This window comes from Hymenobacter properus (assembly GCF_015694735.1).
Lineage (GTDB): Bacteria > Bacteroidota > Bacteroidia > Cytophagales > Hymenobacteraceae > Hymenobacter > Hymenobacter properus.
The window spans coordinates 1,362,493-1,380,899 of sequence record NZ_JADQDP010000001.1 but is presented as its reverse complement, the minus strand read 5'-3'; the positions used below and the strand labels follow the sequence as shown (position 1 = coordinate 1,380,899).

Sequence of the window (18,407 nt, the reverse complement as noted above, 5' to 3'; positions counted from 1 at the left end):
AACGTGGGGCGTTACCCAAATGTAGCTTTTTCCGCAATGCGGACAGATAGATAGCTGGCGAAATTCGCATAAAAAAGAACGCCATGAGGGAAAAAACAGAACGTCATGCCGAGCGCAGCCGAGGCATCTCCCGTGCAGCAGTAAATCCAATCGACTGGATTACTACCACAAGCGAGATGCTTCGACTGCGCTCAGCATGACGTTCTACTTAACTCAACCGGCACAATTGCCAGCCAATTAGCGCACGAAGGCCATGGCTACGCCGCCGTCCACGTTCAGCACGTTGCCGGTGCTCTTGCTCAGCGAGCCATCCACGAATACGCGCACGGCTTTGGCAATGTCTTCGGAGAGCAACTCCTCGCCGAGCAGGGTACGCTTGGCATAATGGGCGGGCAGCTCTTCTACCGAGATGCCGTAGGCCTTGGCGCGGCCAGCAGCCCAGTCGCCTTCCCAGATTTTCGAGCCGCGCAGCACGGCATCGGGGTTCACGGTGTTCACGCGGATTTTGTCGCCACCGAGTTCGGCGGCCAGCAGGCGGCTCATGTGCAGCTGGGCAGCTTTGGCGGTGCCGTAGGCCACGTTGTTGGGGCCGGCCACGAGGCCGTTTTTGCTGGCGATGTTCACGATGTCACCGCCCAGGCCCTGCTGGCGCAGGATGGTCACGGCAGCCTGGCTCACCAGAAACTGGCCTTTCACGAGCACATCGTTCAGGATGTCCCAGTCGGCCTGGGTGGTGTCGGCCAGCGGCTTGCTGATGCTCAGGCCGGCGCAGTTCACGATGATGTCGACGCCACCGAATTGCAGTACGCCGGCTTTCAGCGACTCGGCAATGCTCTCGGCGCTGGTTACTTCGATGGGGGCGGTGATGGCGCTGTCCTTGCCGAATTGCTTGCGCAGGTCGGCCTGGGTTTCTTCGAGGCGGTCGCGGTCCACGGCCACCACGCAGGCGCCGTACTTCAGCAGCTCCTCGCAGATGGCTTTGCCGATGCCGCCGGTGCCGCCGGTCACGTAGGCGATTTTGCCGGAGAGGGCCTTGGGCGGGGCCATGCGCTGTAGCTTGGCTTCTTCCAGCAGCCAGTACTCGATGTTGAAGGCTTCCTGCTCGGGCAGGCCCTGGTAGGTGCTTACCGCTTCGGCACCGCGCATCACGTTGATGGCGTTGGTGTAGAACTCGGCGGCTACGCGGGCGGTCTGCTTGTCTTTCGAGAAAGAGAACAAGCCCACGCCGGGCCACAGGATGATAACCGGGTTGGAGTCGCGCACGGCAGGCGAGTTGGCGTGCTTGCTGCGCTCGTAGTAGGCCACGTAGTCCTTGCGGTAGGCCTCAAACTGCGCTTCTAGGTAAGTTTTTACGCTGGCGGCATCGCCCTGCATCACGTCGGCGTCGAGTACGAGCGGGCGGATTTTAGTGCGCAGGAAGTGGTCGGGGCAGGAGGTGCCTTTGGCGGCGAGGCGGGCCAGGTCGTGCGAATTCACATACTCCAGCACGCGGCTGTCGTCGGTATAGTGGCCCAGCATGCGACGCTGGCTGCTGGCCAGGCCGCGCAGCACGGGCATCACGGCGGCGGCAGCGGCGCGGCGGCCGGCAGCGTCGAGGGTTTGCTCGCGCTTCACGCCCCCGAATACCGGACCTTTCTTGCCGTAGTTGGCTTCGAGGTAGGTGGCGGCTTGCTCAATGACTTCGAGCGTGTTCATGTACGACTCGTACGACGTGTCGCCCCAGGTGAAGAGGCCGTGGCCGCCGAGGATGACGCCGCGCAGGCCGGGGTTTTCAGCTACAATCTTTTCGAGCTGCAGGCCGAGGTCAAAACCCGGCTTCTGCCAGGGCAGCCAGCCCATGGTGTCGCCCCAGATTTCGTGCATGATTTGCTCGCCGTCCTTGCTGGCCGCGATGGCAATCAGGGCGTCGGGGTGCAGGTGGTCGATGTGCTTGAAGGGCAGCAGGCCGTGCAGCGGGGTATCAATGCTGGGCGTGGCGCACTTGGGGTCGAAGAGGCAGTACTCGAACAGGCCCACCATCTCGTCTTCAAATTCGAGGCCGCGGTAGCGGTTTTTCAACTGGTGCAGCTTCTCCACGTAGAGGTTGGCGCAGCCCGAGCGGGTCAGGGTGCCGATGTCGCCGCCCGAACCTTTCACCCACATCACTTCGGCGGCTTCGCCGGTCACGGGGTTCGTCTCCTGGATTTTGCAGCTGGTGTTGCCGCCGGCGTAGTTGGTCAGGCGCAGGTCGGCGCCGAGCAGGTTGGAGCGGTAGAGGAAAAGGGCTACTTCGTCGCCCGCCAGCTCGGCGGCTTTGGCTTCGTCCCAGAGGTAGCTGACGTGCTGGAAAGTGAGGGTTTTTTCCATGATAGGGCTTCGGTTGCGGTTAACCAGAAAACAGGATTGATTTTGCTTGCTACAAAGGTGCCGGGAGTGGGAGAGGGGTTACATCCTGCACTCTCCTGCTTCGTTGGTAAAAAGTTGTTAAGGTTATGTGTAGCGGTTCCGTAGCGCGGACTTTGTAGTCCGCGGTCTTGACCGAAACCCACGCGGCGCGGCGACGCGGACTAAAAGCCCGCGCTACTTTCGCGGTCAGGAGAGCACAGGAGGGTTTGGACTCACTTACCTGGCAGCTTTGCCCAAAACGACATTGTTATGGCTGTTATCTGGGGAGTTATTCTTCATGCGCTGGGCGGCTTTGCCTCCGGCAGTTTTTACTTGCCTTATAAGAAGGTGAACGGCTGGGCCTGGGAAAGCTACTGGCTGGTGGGCGGCATCGTGAGCTGGCTGCTGGCCCCCTGGATTTTGGGCTACCTCACCGTGCCCAACCTGCTGGAGGTGCTGCACCAGGCCGATTCGTCGACCATTTTCTGGGCCTATTTCTGGGGCGTGCTTTGGGGCACGGGCGGGCTCACGTTTGGGCTGGCCATGCGCTATCTGGGCCTGAGTCTGGGCATGGCCGTCACGCTGGGGCTGTGCGCCGTGTTTGGCACGTTGGTGCCGCCCATTTACGAGGGCAAGATGGGTGAGCTGGCCGCCACGGCTTCGGGCCGCTACATCCTGCTGGGCCTGGGCGTATGCGTGCTGGGCATTCTGATTTGCGGCCGGGCCGGTTTGCTCAAAGAAAAGACGCTCACGCAGGAGCAAAAGCAGGAATCCATTGCTGAGTTCGACCTGAAAAAAGGCCTGATGGTGGCCGTGTTTTCGGGCATCATGAGTGCCTGCTTCTCGTTCGGCCTCACAGCCGGGCAGCCCATTGCCAAGCTGGCCGAGGCGCAGGGCACCAACCCGCTGTTCGTGAACAACGCCATTCTGGTCATCATCCTGCTGGGCGGCCTCACCACCAACGCCATCTGGTGCCTCTACCTCAACTTCAAAAACAAGACCTACACCGACTACCTCAACCCCTCGTACCCCGCCCTGCGCAACATCATTTTCTGCGCGCTGGCCGGCACCACGTGGTACTTCCAGTTCTTCTTCTACGGCATGGGCGACAGCCAGATGGGCGCCTACCGCTTCTCGGGCTGGACGCTGCACATGGCCTTCATCATCGCCTTTAGCAGCATGTGGGGCCTGGTGCTGCACGAGTGGCGCGGGGCCAACAAGGCCACCATGCGCACCGTGACGCTCGGCATCATCGCCGTGGTGCTCTCCACCGTGGTGGTGGGCTACGGCAACTACCTGGGTTCGCCCGAGCACAGCCAGGCCGCGCAGGACACGGCCGCCGTGGAGAATACTGCCGCTCAATAACTGTTGCTAAAACTGCCGCAGGCCAAGCGCCCGGGCCTTGTCGGTAGATGGGGCCCGGGCTTTTTGTTCAACGCCATGACCCAACACTTCGCCGCTTTTCTGCTGACTACCGGCCTGCTCAGCGCCCGCCCGGTGGCCGCACCACCTGCCGCCCCGCCGGTGCAGGCCGAGCGGCTGGGACGTGGCGTGGTAGCCATGGCAATGCCCGATGGCAAGGTCTTCGTGAGCTGGCGCCTGCTGGACTCTGATGCGCCTGATGTTGTCTTCGATGTATACCGTCAGACGGCTTCCGGTCCGACGATAAAGCTGAACGATACGCCTTTGGCAGCCGGTACAAACTGGCTTGATGCCACCGCTAAGAAAGCTGAGGCGACTAGCTATACCTATACCGTTCGCCGGGGCGGGGCTGTAGGGCTTAAAGTCCATGAAAAGCTTGAGCTTACGAAGGTCTGGGCCGACGGCTACCTGCGCCTGCCGCTGCAGCCGCCGCCCGGCGGCACGGTGAGCAGCGGCGCCGAAACCAGCCCCTATACTTACGTCGCCAACGACGCTTCGGCCGCTGACCTCGACGGTGATGGCCAGTACGAAATCGTGCTGAAATGGGAGCCCACAAACAGCCGCGACAACGGCTCCAGCGGCATCACCGGCCCGGTCATCCTCGATGCCTACAAGCTGAATGGAACCCGCCTGTGGCGCATCAACCTGGGCAAGAATATCCGGGCGGGTGCGCACTACACGCAGTTCATGGCTTACGACCTGGACGGCGACGGCCGGGCCGAAGTGGCCTGCAAGACCGCCGACGGCACCGTAGATGGCGCGGGCAAAACCCTCGGCGACGCCGGCAAGGACTACCGCTCTCTGACGGTGCCAACCGACGGCGTGCAAGTGCCCGGCCCGCGCGACAGCAAGTACGGCCGCATCCTGGCCGGGCCGGAGTATTTCACCGTGTTCGACGGACGCACCGGCGCGGCGCTGGCCAGCACGCCCTACCTGCCCGCCCGGGGCGAGCTGGGCGGCTGGGGCGGCATCGGCGGCAACGGGGGCAACGACAGCTACGGCAACCGCGTGGACCGTTTCTTGGCCGGCGTGGCTTATCTCGACGGCCAGCGGCCCAGCGTGGTAATGTGCCGCGGCTACTACGGCCGCACCGTGCTGGCCGCCTGGGACTGGCGCGGCGGCAAGCTTACTTCGCGCTGGGTGTTCGACTCGAAAGACGGGCAAAACCCCTTCTCCGGCATGGGCAACCACGGCCTGAGCGTGAACGACGTGGACGGCGACGGCAAGGATGAAATCGTGTACGGCTCAATGGTGGTAGATGATAACGGCACTGGACTGTTCAGTACCGGCCTGCGCCACGGCGATGCCCTGCATGTGAGTGACTTTGACCCCAGCCGTCCCGGCCTCGAAGCCTGGGGTGTGCACGAGAACGAAGAGAAAGTGCCTGGCCACGAAAACGGCCCTGGCGCCGCCATGTATGCCGCGGGGTCGGGCGAAATTCTATTCTCCAAGCTGCCGGGTGAGGACGTGGGCCGCGGCATGGCCGCCGACATAGACCCGCGCCACCCCGGCGCCGAAGTATGGACCAATGTGGCTGAAATGGGCTTGCTCAGTTGCCAGGGCGAGCGCCTCGGTCTTGCGCCACGCTCTGTGAACTTCGGCCTGTGGTGGGACGGCGACTTGCTGCGCGAACTGCTCAACGATACCCGCGTGGAGAAGTGGGACTACCAGACCAGCCAGCTCAGTACTTTGCTCGACGGTAAAGCCTTCGGCGCGGCCTCCTGCAACGGCACCAAAGCTACGCCCTGCCTTAGCGCCGACCTGCTGGGCGACTGGCGCGAGGAAGTGGTGTGGCGCACGGCCGACAATTCGGCGCTGCTCATCTTCAGCACCACCATTCCGACTACGCACCGCCTCGTCACGCTCATGCAGGACCGTGCCTATCGCCTCGGCGTAGCCCGCGAGAACGTGGGGTACAACCAGCCGCCGCACCCGGGCTTTTTCCTCGGGGAGGGGATGAAAGCAAATTGAGCGAAAGACGGACATGCTGAGCGCAGCCGAGGCATCTCGCGTGCGCAACGCATTCTAATCGATGAAATTACTGCTGTACACGAGATGCCTCGGCTGCGCTCGGCATCACGAACAAACTCCTGAATACCCCATTCCATGAAACCAAAGCTCCTCCTGCCACTCGCGCTGCTCGTGCTGTTCCTCGCCAGCTTCCGCAAGCCCGGCCCGCCGCCCACGCTGTTCATCATCGGCGACTCCACGGTGAACAATACCGGCAAGGGCCAGATGGGATGGGGCAACGTCATCGGCGCCTACTTTGACACTACCAAAATCAAGATTCGCAACAACGCCAAGGCCGGGCGTAGCACCCGCACTTTCATCAGCGAAGGCCGCTGGAAAACCACCATCGACGCCATCCGGCCCGGCGACTTTCTCATCATGCAGTTTGGCCACAACGAGGGCAGCGTACCCGACACCAGCAAGGCCGGCCGGCGCGGCGTGCTGCGCGGCACCGGCGAGGAAACAAAGGCCTTGGTGTGGCCCGACGGTCACCCCGAAACCGTGAACACCTACGGGTGGTACCTACGCAAATTCATCCGCGAGGCCAAGGCTAAAGGAGCCACGCCGGTGGTCTGCTCCATGATTCCGCGCAACGAGTGGAAGGATGGCAAGGTCGTGCGGGCCGGCAACGACTTTGGCAAGTGGGCCCAGGAAGTGGCCCAGCAGGAAGGTGTCGCGTTTATCGATTTGAACGACATCACCGCTTTGAAATACGAAAAGCTGGGCCCCGATGAGGTGAAAAAGTTTTTCCCCGGCGACCACACCCACACTAACGAAGCCGGCGCCCGAGTCAACGCCGAATCGGTGGTCGATGGCATTAGGGCCAATAAGAAACTGGCGCTCAATAAATACCTAAAAAAGTAAATCGTCTGTCATCCTGAGCGCAGCGAAAGACCTTATCACCTTAGAAAGCCCAAGTGTGATAAGGTCCTTCGCTGCGCTCAGGATGACAGAAGTGAAAAACACTGACGCTATGAAACCCACTAAAACCACTCTCGCCGCCGGCCTGCTCTGCCTCGCGCTGCTACTCGCCGCCTTTACTGCCCGACCGCCCAAGCGCAAGCCCACGCTCTACCTCATCGGCGACTCGACCGTAAAAAACGGCAAGGGCCGGGGCGACGGTGGCCTCTGGGGCTGGGGCAACTACTTGCCCGCCCACTTCGACACCACCCGCATTCGCATCGAGAACGACGCGCTAGGCGGCACCAGCAGCCGCACCTTCCAAACCAAGGGGCTGTGGGAGGCCGTGCGCACCAAGCTCCAGCCCGGCGACTTCGTCATTATGCAGTTTGGCCACAACGACGACGGCCCTCTGGCGGACACCGCCCGCGCCCGCGGCACCCTCAAAAGCAACGGCGAGGAAAGCCAGGAAATCTACAACCCCCTCACCAAGCAGCAGGAAGTGGTGCACAGCTACGGCTGGTACCTGCGCAAAGTCATTAGTGAAACCAAGGCCAAAGGCGCCACACCGGTGGTGTGCTCGCTGGTGCCGCGCAACGGGTGGAAGGACGGCAAAGTAAACCGGGCCACTACCGGCTACACGCAGTGGGCCGCCGAAGCGGCCCGGCAGGGCGGCGCCTATTTCATTGACTTAAACAAGCTGGTGGCCGATAAATACGACCGCGAAGGCGAGGCCAAGGTGGGCACTGTTTACTTCACCGCCAAAGACCATACCCACACCATTGAGGCCGGCGCACAGCTGAACGCGGCCACCGTGGCCGAGGGCATCCGGGCCACCAAGGGGCTGGCGTTGCGCAAGTACTTGAAGTAGAATTCGCAACACCCACCACTGGCCTCTACCTGCCGGGGAGGGTCAGGACGGTGCAGGAGGCTTACAACCGGGACCGGCAATTCCTTCGCAACACTTATTCCCACCTGTCGCCTGCTTATGAAAAAACTTGCCGCGTGGCTGCTGCTCCAGTGCTGCTTAGGCAGCTGGAGCGGCAGCGCCCAGACGCCGTCTGCCCGCCCTGCGCCGCTGCCGGGTACGGTCATCATTCCAGCCTCCGATTTTATTCAGGAGATACCCAAGGGTGTTGTCATCGCCGATGCGGGTAATCTGAAAGCGCCCTGGATTTTCAACAACACCGCGCTGGTGCTGAAGTCGAAAACCAACATGCAGGTGCGGGTGCAGGTGCCGGAGGCGGGACGCTACACGCTGTACGTGCGCAGCCAGGGCGAGAAAAACACCAGCTTCAAAGTGGCCGTCAACGACAAGGTGACGGCCGAAAGCTTCGGCCGCGGTCCGCTGAGTTGGCAGGTCGGTGGCACGTTTGAGCTACCCGCTGGGCCGGCCTACGTGAAGCTCACGCGCATCGAAATGGGCGCGGCCGTGGACGTGCTGGTGCTGAGCAAAAACGCCAACTTGCAGGAAAACGACGTGCGACCCTACCAGCTGCCGGAGGACGTGGTGCTGTTGAAGCAGTACAGCATTCCACTGTCGAACGCCGTGAAGTTTGGCGACGTGGACGGCGACGGCGAGACCGATTTCATGGTGCTTGAGCCCGACTTTTCAGCCCATGTGTTCAACCACGCGGGCAAGGAGTTGTGGGCCTACCAAGCGCCTACTGAATACGTGAAGGAGCGGTCAGAATTTGAAGCGCCCGGCGTGCTGTGGGATTTCGACCGCAACGGCCGGGCCGAAGTGGTGCACTGGCGCTTCATCGAAGGGAAAGAGTGGCTGGTGGTGGCCGATGGGCGCACCGGCCGCATCCTGCGCAAAACGCCCTGGCCCACCCAGCCGCTGCCGCACGTGTACAACAACTTCCGGCTGGCCATTGCCCACCTGCACGCGGGCCCGGCCAACGACCTGGTGGCGTACACCGACATGGGCGGCACCCAGAACATGACGGCCTACAACGCCGACCTTAAGCAGCTTTGGCAACACACCGAGCACCGCAAAAAAGACAACCTTGGCCACTACGTGTACCCCGTCGACCTCAATGGCGACGGCCTCGACGAAGTGCTGGTGGGCTCGTTGCTGCTTGACACGAAGGGCCAGGAAATCTGGAACCGCTTCGACCTGCTGCCCGACAACCACGACCACGCCGACAGCTACAAGTTCATTGACATAAACGGGGACGGCCGGCTCGACATCGCCACGGCCAACAGCGAAACCGGCGTGTTCGTGTATGACGGCATGACGGGCAAAATCATCTGGCAGAACACCGCCGAGCATAGCCAGCAGCTCGCCGTGGGTAATTTTCTGAAGGGCGTAGCCGGTCCGCAGGTCGTCATCGGCGGGCGCACCTACGGCACGAAAGGAACCGATGAGCCCGGCCTTTCCAGTCAGCTTTACTGGTTCGACAACGCGGGCAACCTGGTGAATAAATGGCCCGGTAACCCCATCAACGGCAACCCCGATTTTGTGCGCGGCCACTGGCGCGGCGACGGCGCTACCTGGCTGTTCTGGCACAAGTTCCGGCTGAACGACGCGGGCACCGGCGAACTGTATTTCCCAGATACAGTCTTCCACATGTTCGATTTCACGGGTCAGGGCGCAGAAGAAGTCATCACCCTGAACCAAGGGCGGCTGAGTGTCTTTGGCAGCCGTAGTGCCACGCACAGCGGCAAGGACCAGAAGAAGGACCTCGAATACCTGCGCAACGCCGTGGTGAACCACACGCATTACTAGCGCTTACAATGCTACGTCATGCAGAGCGCAGCGAAGCATCTCGCTCGCGCCGTCTGTCATGCTGACGAAGGAAGCATCTTATCACCGACGAACGTTTATTGTTCTAGCTTGATAAGGTCCTTCGCTTTGCTCAGGATGACAGATGGGGCAGTAAAGATGCTTCGGCTGCGCTCAGCATGATGGCGTAGTCGAATCCGATATTGCTTATGAAATACTTCTGCCTGCTGCTCTTCGCCTTGCTTGACTCGCAAGCATCCCACGCCCAAACACCCGCCACCCAGCGCCAAATCCAATACCTCTCGGGCCGCGACAACCACCCCACTGTGAAGTGGGACTTCTATTGCACCGGCGGGCGCCAGAGCGGCTACTGGACCACCATTGCCGTGCCCTCGTGCTGGGAGCAGCAGGGTTTTGGCTTCTACAATTACGGCCGCGACTACAAGACTTACGGCAAAAACTTCCGCTTCGCCGATGAGCAGGGGCTCTACAAACACTCCTTTACAGTGCCCGCCAGTTGGCGCGGCCGGCGCGTCGAAATCGTGTTTGAAGGCTCGATGACTGACACCGAGGTGAAGGTGAACGAGCAGGTGGCCGGGGCCGTGCACCAAGGCGCTTTTTACCGCTTTAAATACGACATCACCGACAAGCTCAAGTTCGGCGAATCCAATCTACTGGAAGTGAAAGTGAGCAAAATGTCGGCCGATGCCAGCGTGAACAACGCCGAGCGGCTGGCCGACTACTGGGTATTTGGTGGGATATTCCGACCGGTGTTTCTGCAGTCGTTCCCGCAGCAATATGCCGACAACGTGGCCATTGATGCCCGCGCCAACGGCAGCTTCACGCTCCGCGCCAACGTGCGCAACGTGAAGCAGGCGGCCCAATTGCAAGTCGATATCATTGACCAGGCCGGCCAAACCGTGGGCACCGCAAGCACTAGCGTGGCCGCCGGCGATACCCTGGCCCGCCTGAGCACCACCTTGAAAAACCCACGCCAGTGGACCAGCGAAACGCCCAGTCTCTACCGCGCCCGTCTCACGCTGCGCAGCGGCTCCGAAACTCAGTACCAAACCACCGAGAGCTTCGGCTTTCGCACCATTGAGGTGCGGCGCGGCAAGGGCATCTATGTGAACGGCACGCAGGTGAAGATGAAAGGCACCAACCGCCACAGCTGGTGGCCCGAAACCGGCCGCACCCTCAACGACAGCATTCAGCTGCAGGACGTGAAGCTGCTGAAGGAGATGAACATGAACGCCGTGCGCATGTCGCACTACCCGCCCGATGCCGAATTCCTGCACCTCTGCGACTCGCTGGGCCTCTACGTGCTCGACGAGCTGGCCGGCTGGCAGAAATTCTACAGCACCAAAGCCGGCACCCCGCTGGTGCGCAGCATGGTGGAGAAGGACCAGAACCACCCCAGCATCATTTTCTGGGACAATGGCAACGAGGGCGGCACCAACAAGGAGCTGGACGCCATTTTCTATCAGTATGACCTCACCCGGCGGCCCGTCATTCACCCGCACCACCGGCCCGGCAACGCTGCCAGCGGCATCGACTGCAACCACTACGAGGACTACTACAGCACCCAGAAAATCCTGGCCGACTCGCTCATCTACATGCCCACCGAATTCCTGCACAGCCAGGACGACGGGGGCGGAGGCGCCGGGCTGGCCGATATGTGGGAGCTGCATTGGAAGGCCCAGCGCTCGGGCGGCGGCTTCCTTTGGGCATTGGTAGATGAGGGAATTGTGCGTACCGATGAGCGCAACATCATCGACGTGAACGCCGTGAACGCACCCGACGGCCTCGTGGGCCCGCACCGCGAGAAGGAGGGAAGCTTCTACGCCATCCGCGAGATTTTCTCGCCCGTGCACATCACCCTCAAACAACTGCCGGCCAAGTTCGACGGCAGCATTCCGGTTGAAAACCGCTACCATTTCACTAACCTCAGCCAGTGCTTTTTCCAGTGGGAGGTGGTGAATTTCCGTAAGCCTGGCGACCCGTTTGCGGGGAGCCTCTCCGGCAAGAAAAGCCGCGTCAAAAGCCCCGCCGTTGCCCCGCTGGCCACGGGCAAGCTGAAGCTGGACCTGCCCAAGGACTTCCAACGCTACGACGCGCTGGTGCTCTCGGCCTTCGACCCGCAGAAGAACCTCGTGTACAAATGGACCTGGAAAACCGGTGGCAACGCCAAGCTACTGGAGGGCGTGCTGGCGCTGGCCGCCAAGGACCAGCCCGCCGTGCAGGTGGCCGAAACCGACTCCACGCTCAACCTCACGGCCAACAGCATTTCGGTCACCTTCAATAAAACCAACGGCCGCCTCGGTGGCGTGAAGGGCAACAACGGCGACAAGCTCAGCTTCGCCAACGGCCCCGTGCTGGTGGCAGGCACCGCCGCTTTCACCGGCCTCACGCACCGCCCCGAGGCCGACGGGGAAGTGGTGGAAGCCAGCTATACCGGCGCCCTGAAAACCGTGCGCTGGAAAATGCACACCACCGGCTGGCTGCAGATGGATTATGAGTATGCCCTGAGCGGCGACTTTCCCTTCACCGGCCTCAGCTTCAGCTACCCCGAAAACTTCGTCATCGGGGCCAAATGGCTGGGCCAGGGGCCGTACCGGGCCTGGAAAAACCGCCTGGCGGGTACCTCCCTCAACACCTGGACCAACGCCAACAACAGTACCCAAACTGGCGCCGCCCCTTGGATTTACCCCGAGTTCAAGGGCTACTTTGCCGACGTGGCCTGGATGGAATTCAACACCGTGGAGGGCGCCTTTCTGGTGGCCAGCCCCGACCCGGGCCTGTTCGTGCGGCGCTTCAATTTTTACGGCCTCTCGGGCGTGAAGCCCCAGCCCGGCTTGCCTACCGGCGACATCTCCTTCCTCGACGGCATCCCGCCCATCGGAACCAAACTGGGGCTCAACATCGACCAGCACCCCGAACGCCTCGGTCCCAATTCGGAACTCAACCACCTCGACGGCAAACCGCTGAAGCGCACGCTCTATTTCTACTTCGGCCTGCCGCCGACGGATAGCAAACCCCAGCCCTACGTAGCCCCGGTGAAGGACGATTTATTCTAAAAAGCAATTCGAAGGAAATGGGGACTTAAGGACTACATTCGTTCGGTCATTATGTCCTCCAGCCATGCGGAAAATTTTTCTTGCCTCTTTATTGGTCTTCGGCACTCAGGTAGCACACAGCCAAGCGGTTGAGCCGGGTTACTTGGTGCTGCAACGGGGCGACACGCTGCGGGGCGAAGTGGAAAATGCCTTTTGGGAAGAACCGCCCGCCACCGTCCGGTTCCGGGCGGCCGCAAGCGCGCCCTGGGAGAGTTATTCCAGCGAATCCCTGGCGAGCTTGTATGTGTCGTCGGGCCGGCTGTGGCGGCGCGAGACCCTGCCGCTCGACCGCGCCGCCCAAACCAAAGTCGACCTGCTTTCCTACGACGTGGTGCGCCGGCAAACGCCCGAGTCGGTACTGGCCGAGGTGCTGGTGCTGGGGCCAGCCTCGCTGCGTGGCCTCACCCTCAACGGCACCCGGCATTTCTTCGTGCAGCGCCCCGGCCAGCCCTTCCTGGAGCTGGCCGCGCGCAACTACCTGGTGAACAAAGAAGGCGCCACCCGCGTGGCCGATGCCAACGATTTTAAGAGCCAGCTGCTGCGCTATTTCGGCGATTGCGAAGCCCTCACCCGCCAGCTGGACAATACGCCCTTCACCGCCGCCGGCCTCACCGGCCTCGTGCAGGCCTACAACCAGCACTGCTCAGAAGCCCGGCGGGCCGGGCAGGAAATTGCCGTGCGGGGCCCGGAGGTGCGGCCCGCCCTGGCCCTTCGGGTGGGCGCGCTGGCCGGACTGCGGTTCAACTCGGTGCGCCTCGACGGGCAGGGCCAGGCCGGCGCCGTGCTGCACGGCCTCAACGCCGACGCCCGGCTGCATCCCCAGCTCGGGTTGTACGCCGATGTGGTGAACGGCCGGCGGCGGCTGGCCCTGCACTCGGCCGTTATGGCGTCGCGGTTTGGCCGGAGCGAGCCGGCCTCCTTTGGCGGCACAGCCGGCAGCTACCAGTGGAGCGGCACGGTGGTGGGCCTGCAGCTCGGCCTGCGGGGCTTCTGGCCCGTGGGCCCGCGCACGCAGGTGCTGGCGGGCGTCGGCTACGAGCTCAACACGTTTTGGGACGGCTTCAGCGACTACCACTACGGCCCCGAGCAAAGCGGCTTTATCTATCAATTCTGGGGCACGGCCCTGCCTTACCTGGAAGCTGGCCTGAGCCACCAACGCTTCGCCTTCACGCTCCTGGGCCGCATCTACGACCACGAGGCCGTGACGCTGGCTTACAGCACGCCCATTGGCCGCGCCGAAACCACCTATACCTACACGCCTGGTGCCTGAGCGCCATGCTCAGCTACCGCCTCAATGCCGACCCGGATGCCGCGCGGCCCGTCCGGTAGCGCCGGCACAGGCTGGGCACAGGACTGGTGAGGCAGCGACAACCGCCTCTGCCTCACCGGTCATTAGCTGTTCAGCATCGCAAATGCCTCGGCCGGCGACGCGCGGCTGAACTCGTAAAACTGCGCCGTCTGACCTACCCGAATTTCTTCGTCGCCCTTGGCCAGGCCGGCCAGCAGTTCGTCGGCCACCTGCTGCGGCGGAATCCCGTTTTCGCCGCCTATTTCGGTAGAAAACTCCGTGTTCACCAGCGGCGGCATCAGCTCAAACACGCGCACGCTGCTGGCTTTCAGCGTGTGGCGCAGCGCCTGGGTGTAGGAGTGCACAGCCGCCTTGCTGGCCGAATACGTGGGCACTCCCGCGCTCGGCGCGTAGGCCAAAATGGATGACACGTTCACAATAGCCGCTTCGGGCTGCTGGCCCAGCACGGGCAGCAACAGCTCAGTCAGACGTATCATGGCCAGGTAGTTGGTCGTGATTTCGACGCTGGCTTTGGCGAAAGCATCCGAGCCGGCCGTGAGTTGGTAAGCCGAGGCCTGGCCGGCGTTGTTGATGAGCACGCTTAGGTCGCTGAATTCGGCGTGTACTCGCTGCACCAAACGAGTAACATCGGTTTCGTTGGTGATGTCAGTAGCAATGGTCGTGACGCCGGGGAGTTGGGTAGCCGCCGCTTGCAACTTGGCTTCATTGCGGCCCACGATGACGACGCGGTTGCCTTTTTCGGTCAGCGTTTTGGCAATGGCCAGGCCGATGCCGGAGCCGCCCCCCGTGATGAGGACGGTTTGGTTGGAGATGTTCATGTGATGGGATAATTGGGAAATGGAAAAAAGCTGGTTTTAATGTAGGCTGTCGGTACCGCTGTTGGGCGGGGTTTTAATTGGGTGAAGCTTCAAAAAGCCATGCTGCGCGGTGCACTGAATGGCTTTTTGAACCGCCATTTAAGCCGAAAACTTCTTCACAATGAGCGTGGCGGTGTGGCCGCCGAAGCCGAAGGAATTGCTCATGGCGTATTCGATGGGGCGGTAAGCCGGCTGGCCCAGCGTGAGCCGGAGGCGGCCCGTGATTTCCGGGTCGGGCTGCGCGGTGTTGATGGTGGGCGGCACCACGTCTTGCTGCACGGCCTGCACGCAGGCAATGGCTTCCACAGCCCCGGCGGCGCCCAGCAGGTGCCCCGTCATGCTTTTGGTGGCGCTGATGTGTAGGTGCGGCGCCGGCCCAAACACCCGCCCAATGGCGCGCAGCTCGCTGGCATCGCCCAGGCCGGTGGAGGTGGCGTGGGCGTTCAGGTAGTCAATCTGGGCGGCGTGTAAGCCGGCATCGTTCAGCGCCGCCTCCATGCTTAAGTAGGCGCCTTCGCCCTCGGGGTGGGTGCCGGTGAGGTGGTAGGCATCGGCGGCCATGCCCCCGCCCACCAACTCGGCCAGAATGGGCACCCCACGGCGGCGGGCGTGCTCATACTCTTCCAGAATCAGCGCGCCGGCGCCTTCGCCCACCACAAAGCCGTCGCGGCTCACATCGAAGGGCCGCGAGGCGGTGGCGTAGTCCTCGTTGCGGGTCGAGAGGGCCCGCAGGGCGTTGTAGCTGCCAATGCCCGTTTCGTTGACGGCCGCCTCGGAGCCGCCCGAAATCAGCACGTCGGCCTTGCCCCAGCGGATGTAGTTGAAGGCATCAATCAGCGCTGTGGTAGACGTGGCGCAGGCCGAAACCGTGGCAAAATTCAGCCCCCGCAGCCCGTGCTTGATGGAAATCAGCCCGGCCGCGATGTCAATAATCATTTTCGCGCCCATGAAGGGGTTGAAGCGCGGCGTGCCGTCGCCGTGGGCAAACTCGCTTATCTGTTCCTGCAGGGTGCCCAGCCCGCCCACCCCCGAGCCCCAGATGACGCCAATGCGGTTGCGGTTGAGCTGGTCAAATTCCAGCTCGGCGTGCCGAATGGCCTCATCGGCCGCCACCAGCGCGTACTGCGTGAATAGGTCGTACTTGCGCACCTCCTGGCGGTCGAGGAAGCGGAGCGGGTCGAAGCCTTTCACTTCGCAGGCGAAGCGGGTTTTGAATTTCGACGCGTCGAAGTGGGTGATGGGCGCCGCCCCGCTCACGCCTGCCCGCAGCGCGCGGCCAAAGCTGGCGGCGTCGTTGCCGATGGGCGTGAGGGCGCCCACGCCCGTAATGACTACCCGTTTGTATTCAGGCATAATGAGGGGATTTTGAGGAAACAATAGCAGCTGAATGGTCTTCTCCGCAGAGCCTAAGTCAATGGTCCGACAAGCTGACCTTCACCGGCGAGCGGCCCGGCTGGCGGCGCACCACCAGCAGGAGCAAGGGCATGGCCGCCAGAAAAAAGCAACCCACCAGCAGGAAAGCGTCGTTGTAGCTCATGATGCCGGCCTGCTGGTTCACGGCCGCGTCCAGCAGGCCGTAGGCACGCCGTTGGGCTTCCAGCACGGGCTGGCCCAGGCGCAGAGCCACTAGCTGCGCGCCGGCGGCCAGGCGCTCGGCCACACCCAGGTCGGCGGCCGTAAGGTGGGTGACGAGGGCCTGCCGGTGCACGGCAAATTGCGTGGCCAGGTAGGTGTTCACGATGGCAATGCCGAATGAGCCGCCCAACTGGCGCATCATGTTGTTGAGGGCCGCACCCTGGGCAATGTCCTTCAGCGCCAGGCCAGATACGGCCAGTGCCGTAAGTGGCACGGTGAGCAGGGCCAACCCCGCCCCACGCAAAATGAGCGGAAAATAAAAATCGTCCTTGCCCGCCGTGCCATTCAGCAGCGCCATGCGCCAGCTAAACGCGAAAAACAGCAGAAACCCCAGCATGACTACGACTGGAATGGGCACGCCGCCTTGCAGCGCGCGGGCCGTGAGCACCAGGCAGAAAATAGCCAGCACTGCCCCAGGCAGCAACAAAAGGCCCGTGTCGAGCACCGGGAAATGCAGCAGGCGCTGAGCAAATACCGGCGTGAGGTACACGGAGGTGAATAGTCCCATGCCCGTCACGAAGGTGAGCAGCGCTGCCACCGCCAATGTGCGGCTTTTCAGCACCCGCAGGTTCACGATGGGAAATTCGGTGGTTAGCTCCCACCAGATAAACGCCACAATGCCCACGGCCGCGGCCACGCTCAGCTGCGTGATGTACGCTGTTTGGAACCAGTCTTCTTCCTGGCCGCGCTCCAGTACCACTTGCAGCGCCCCCACGCCTACAATCAGGAAAAACAAGCCCACCCAATCCATGCGCAGTGCATTGCGGGCCACCTGCACGGCGGGCTCCCGCACCAGCAGAAACGCCCCAACTGTCACAACAATGCCGATGGGCACATTCACCAGGAATATCCAGTGCCAGGTGCTCACGTCCAGAATGTAGCCCCCCAGCGTAGGCCCAATGGTGGGCCCTGTAAACACACCAATGCCAAACAAGGCACTCGCCACCCCGCGCTTGGCCGGCGGGAAGGCTTCAAAAACAATGGTCTGCGAAGTCGATAGCAAGGCCCCGCCGCCCAGCCCCTGCACAAACCGGAAGGCGACCAGCGTCCAGATATTGCCCGCCGTGCCGCACAGCACCGAGGCCAGCGTGAACAGAATAATGGACCCAATGAAGTAGCGCCGCCGCCCAAACCGCGCCGCCAGGAAGCTGGTAATCGGGATGATAATGATGTTGGCGATGGCATAGGACGTGATGACCCAGGAGGTATCCGCCAGCGTAGCACCGAGGTTGCCGCTCATGTGCGAGAGCGCCACGTTCACGATGCTGGTATCAATCAGTTCCATCACGGCAGCCGCAATGACGGTGGCGCACAGCAGGAAGAGGCGGAGAGTGCTCATGAGAAATTATTTTATACCAATCGGTATAATTTAGGGCAAAAAAAGAGAGCTATGCCACCAGCTCGTTTTCAATGAGGTGCTCGATGTGGTTCAGGCTGGCGAATAGCGCCGTGGAGCTACCCGTGGCTTTCGAAACGAGAATGCCGCCCTCGGTGAGGGCGATGAACAGGTTGGCGTAGTGGCTGGCGTCGACACTGGAGCGGACTTCGCCGGTGGCCTGGCCTTTCTCGATGAGGTGCATGAGGTTGCGGTGCCACTTGGCGAAGCTGTCTTGCACGCGCAGGAGCAGGGCCGAGGGCGGGGCATCGTCGCACTCCACCGCCGCGTTGAGGATGGGGCAGCCGCCGCGCAGCTTTAGCGTGGGGTAAGCGTTGCGGTAGTAGCGCGGCATGGCCAGCAGCTTTTCGCGCACCGTGCTGCCGCTGGCGGCCCCGGCCCGCAAGGGTTGTTGCACCAGTTCGAGGTTGTAGTCGAACGCCGCCAGCGCCACTTCCTCCTTGTTCTCGAAGTTGCCGTAGATGGCACCCTTTGTCAGGCCCGTAGCCGCCGTAAGGTCGTTCAACGACGTGCCGGCGTAGCCCTGCTTGTTGAAAACAGGGGCCGTTTGCTCGATGATGAACTGGCGGGTGCGCTCGGCTTTAGACATGATGACGGTGCAAATATACCGTTTGGTATGAAAACGCAATGACGCCCCGAAATGTTTTCGAGAAATGAAATTTGGATT

The 18,407-nt window shown here is 62.2% G+C and carries 12 protein-coding genes; 7 read left to right on the top strand and 5 right to left on the bottom strand.

Annotation, left to right across the window (positions count from 1 at the left end; all coding sequences use genetic code 11):
- Positions 1-237: 237 nt before the first annotated feature.
- Positions 238-2,346 carry a bifunctional aldolase/short-chain dehydrogenase gene (locus I2I01_RS05740; protein ID WP_196285443.1) on the bottom strand — a complete coding sequence of 703 codons (2,109 nt, stop codon included), beginning with the start codon at positions 2,344-2,346 and terminating at the stop codon, positions 238-240.
- 288 nt (positions 2,347-2,634) lie between these two features.
- Here I2I01_RS05740 and rhaT point away from each other — a divergent pair, with 288 nt between their 5' ends.
- The 7 genes from rhaT (at position 2,635) to I2I01_RS05705 (ending at position 13,813) form a co-directional block, all read left to right on the top strand.
- On the top strand, positions 2,635-3,729 hold the full coding sequence (gene rhaT / locus I2I01_RS05735) for an L-rhamnose/proton symporter RhaT (RefSeq protein WP_196285442.1): 1,095 nt from the start codon (positions 2,635-2,637) through the stop codon (positions 3,727-3,729).
- Positions 3,730-3,804: 75 nt separating this feature from the next.
- Positions 3,805-5,757, top strand: coding sequence for a rhamnogalacturonan lyase (locus I2I01_RS05730; RefSeq protein WP_196285441.1), 1,953 nt, complete (start codon positions 3,805-3,807; stop codon positions 5,755-5,757).
- A gap of 135 nt (positions 5,758-5,892) precedes the next feature.
- The gene (locus I2I01_RS05725; protein WP_196285440.1) at positions 5,893-6,660 is read left to right on the top strand and encodes a rhamnogalacturonan acetylesterase; all 768 of its coding nucleotides are present in this window, start codon (positions 5,893-5,895) and stop codon (positions 6,658-6,660) included.
- Between the two features lie 109 nt (positions 6,661-6,769).
- Complete coding sequence (locus tag I2I01_RS05720) at positions 6,770-7,567, top strand: rhamnogalacturonan acetylesterase (RefSeq protein ID WP_196285439.1); 798 nt, start codon at positions 6,770-6,772, stop codon at positions 7,565-7,567.
- A gap of 117 nt (positions 7,568-7,684) precedes the next feature.
- Positions 7,685-9,430, top strand: a complete 1,746-nt coding sequence (locus I2I01_RS05715; RefSeq protein ID WP_196285438.1) for an FG-GAP repeat domain-containing protein — start codon at positions 7,685-7,687, stop codon at positions 9,428-9,430.
- 206 nt (positions 9,431-9,636) lie between these two features.
- Positions 9,637-12,504 (top strand): glycoside hydrolase family 2 protein, encoded by a 2,868-nt coding sequence (locus I2I01_RS05710; RefSeq protein WP_196285437.1) that lies wholly within the window; start codon positions 9,637-9,639, stop codon positions 12,502-12,504.
- Between the two features lie 64 nt (positions 12,505-12,568).
- Complete coding sequence (locus I2I01_RS05705) at positions 12,569-13,813, top strand: hypothetical protein (protein ID WP_196285436.1); 1,245 nt, start codon at positions 12,569-12,571, stop codon at positions 13,811-13,813.
- Positions 13,814-13,935: 122 nt separating this feature from the next.
- Here I2I01_RS05705 and I2I01_RS05700 read toward each other — a convergent pair whose 3' ends face one another.
- The 4 genes from I2I01_RS05700 to I2I01_RS05685 all read right to left on the bottom strand — a co-directional run bounded on the left by I2I01_RS05700 (position 13,936) and on the right by I2I01_RS05685 (position 18,329).
- On the bottom strand, positions 13,936-14,670 hold the full coding sequence (locus tag I2I01_RS05700) for an SDR family oxidoreductase (RefSeq protein ID WP_196285435.1): 735 nt from the start codon (positions 14,668-14,670) through the stop codon (positions 13,936-13,938).
- A 138-nt stretch (positions 14,671-14,808) separates the two neighbouring features.
- On the bottom strand, positions 14,809-16,062 hold the full coding sequence (gene fabF, locus I2I01_RS05695; protein ID WP_196285434.1) for a beta-ketoacyl-ACP synthase II: 1,254 nt from the start codon (positions 16,060-16,062) through the stop codon (positions 14,809-14,811).
- 58 nt (positions 16,063-16,120) lie between these two features.
- Positions 16,121-17,683: a DHA2 family efflux MFS transporter permease subunit gene (locus I2I01_RS05690; RefSeq protein ID WP_196285433.1), complete on the bottom strand. Its 1,563-nt coding sequence runs from the start codon at positions 17,681-17,683 to the stop codon at positions 16,121-16,123.
- 49 nt (positions 17,684-17,732) lie between these two features.
- Positions 17,733-18,329, bottom strand: a complete 597-nt coding sequence (locus I2I01_RS05685; protein ID WP_196285432.1) for a TetR/AcrR family transcriptional regulator — start codon at positions 18,327-18,329, stop codon at positions 17,733-17,735.
- Positions 18,330-18,407: the final 78 nt, after the last annotated feature.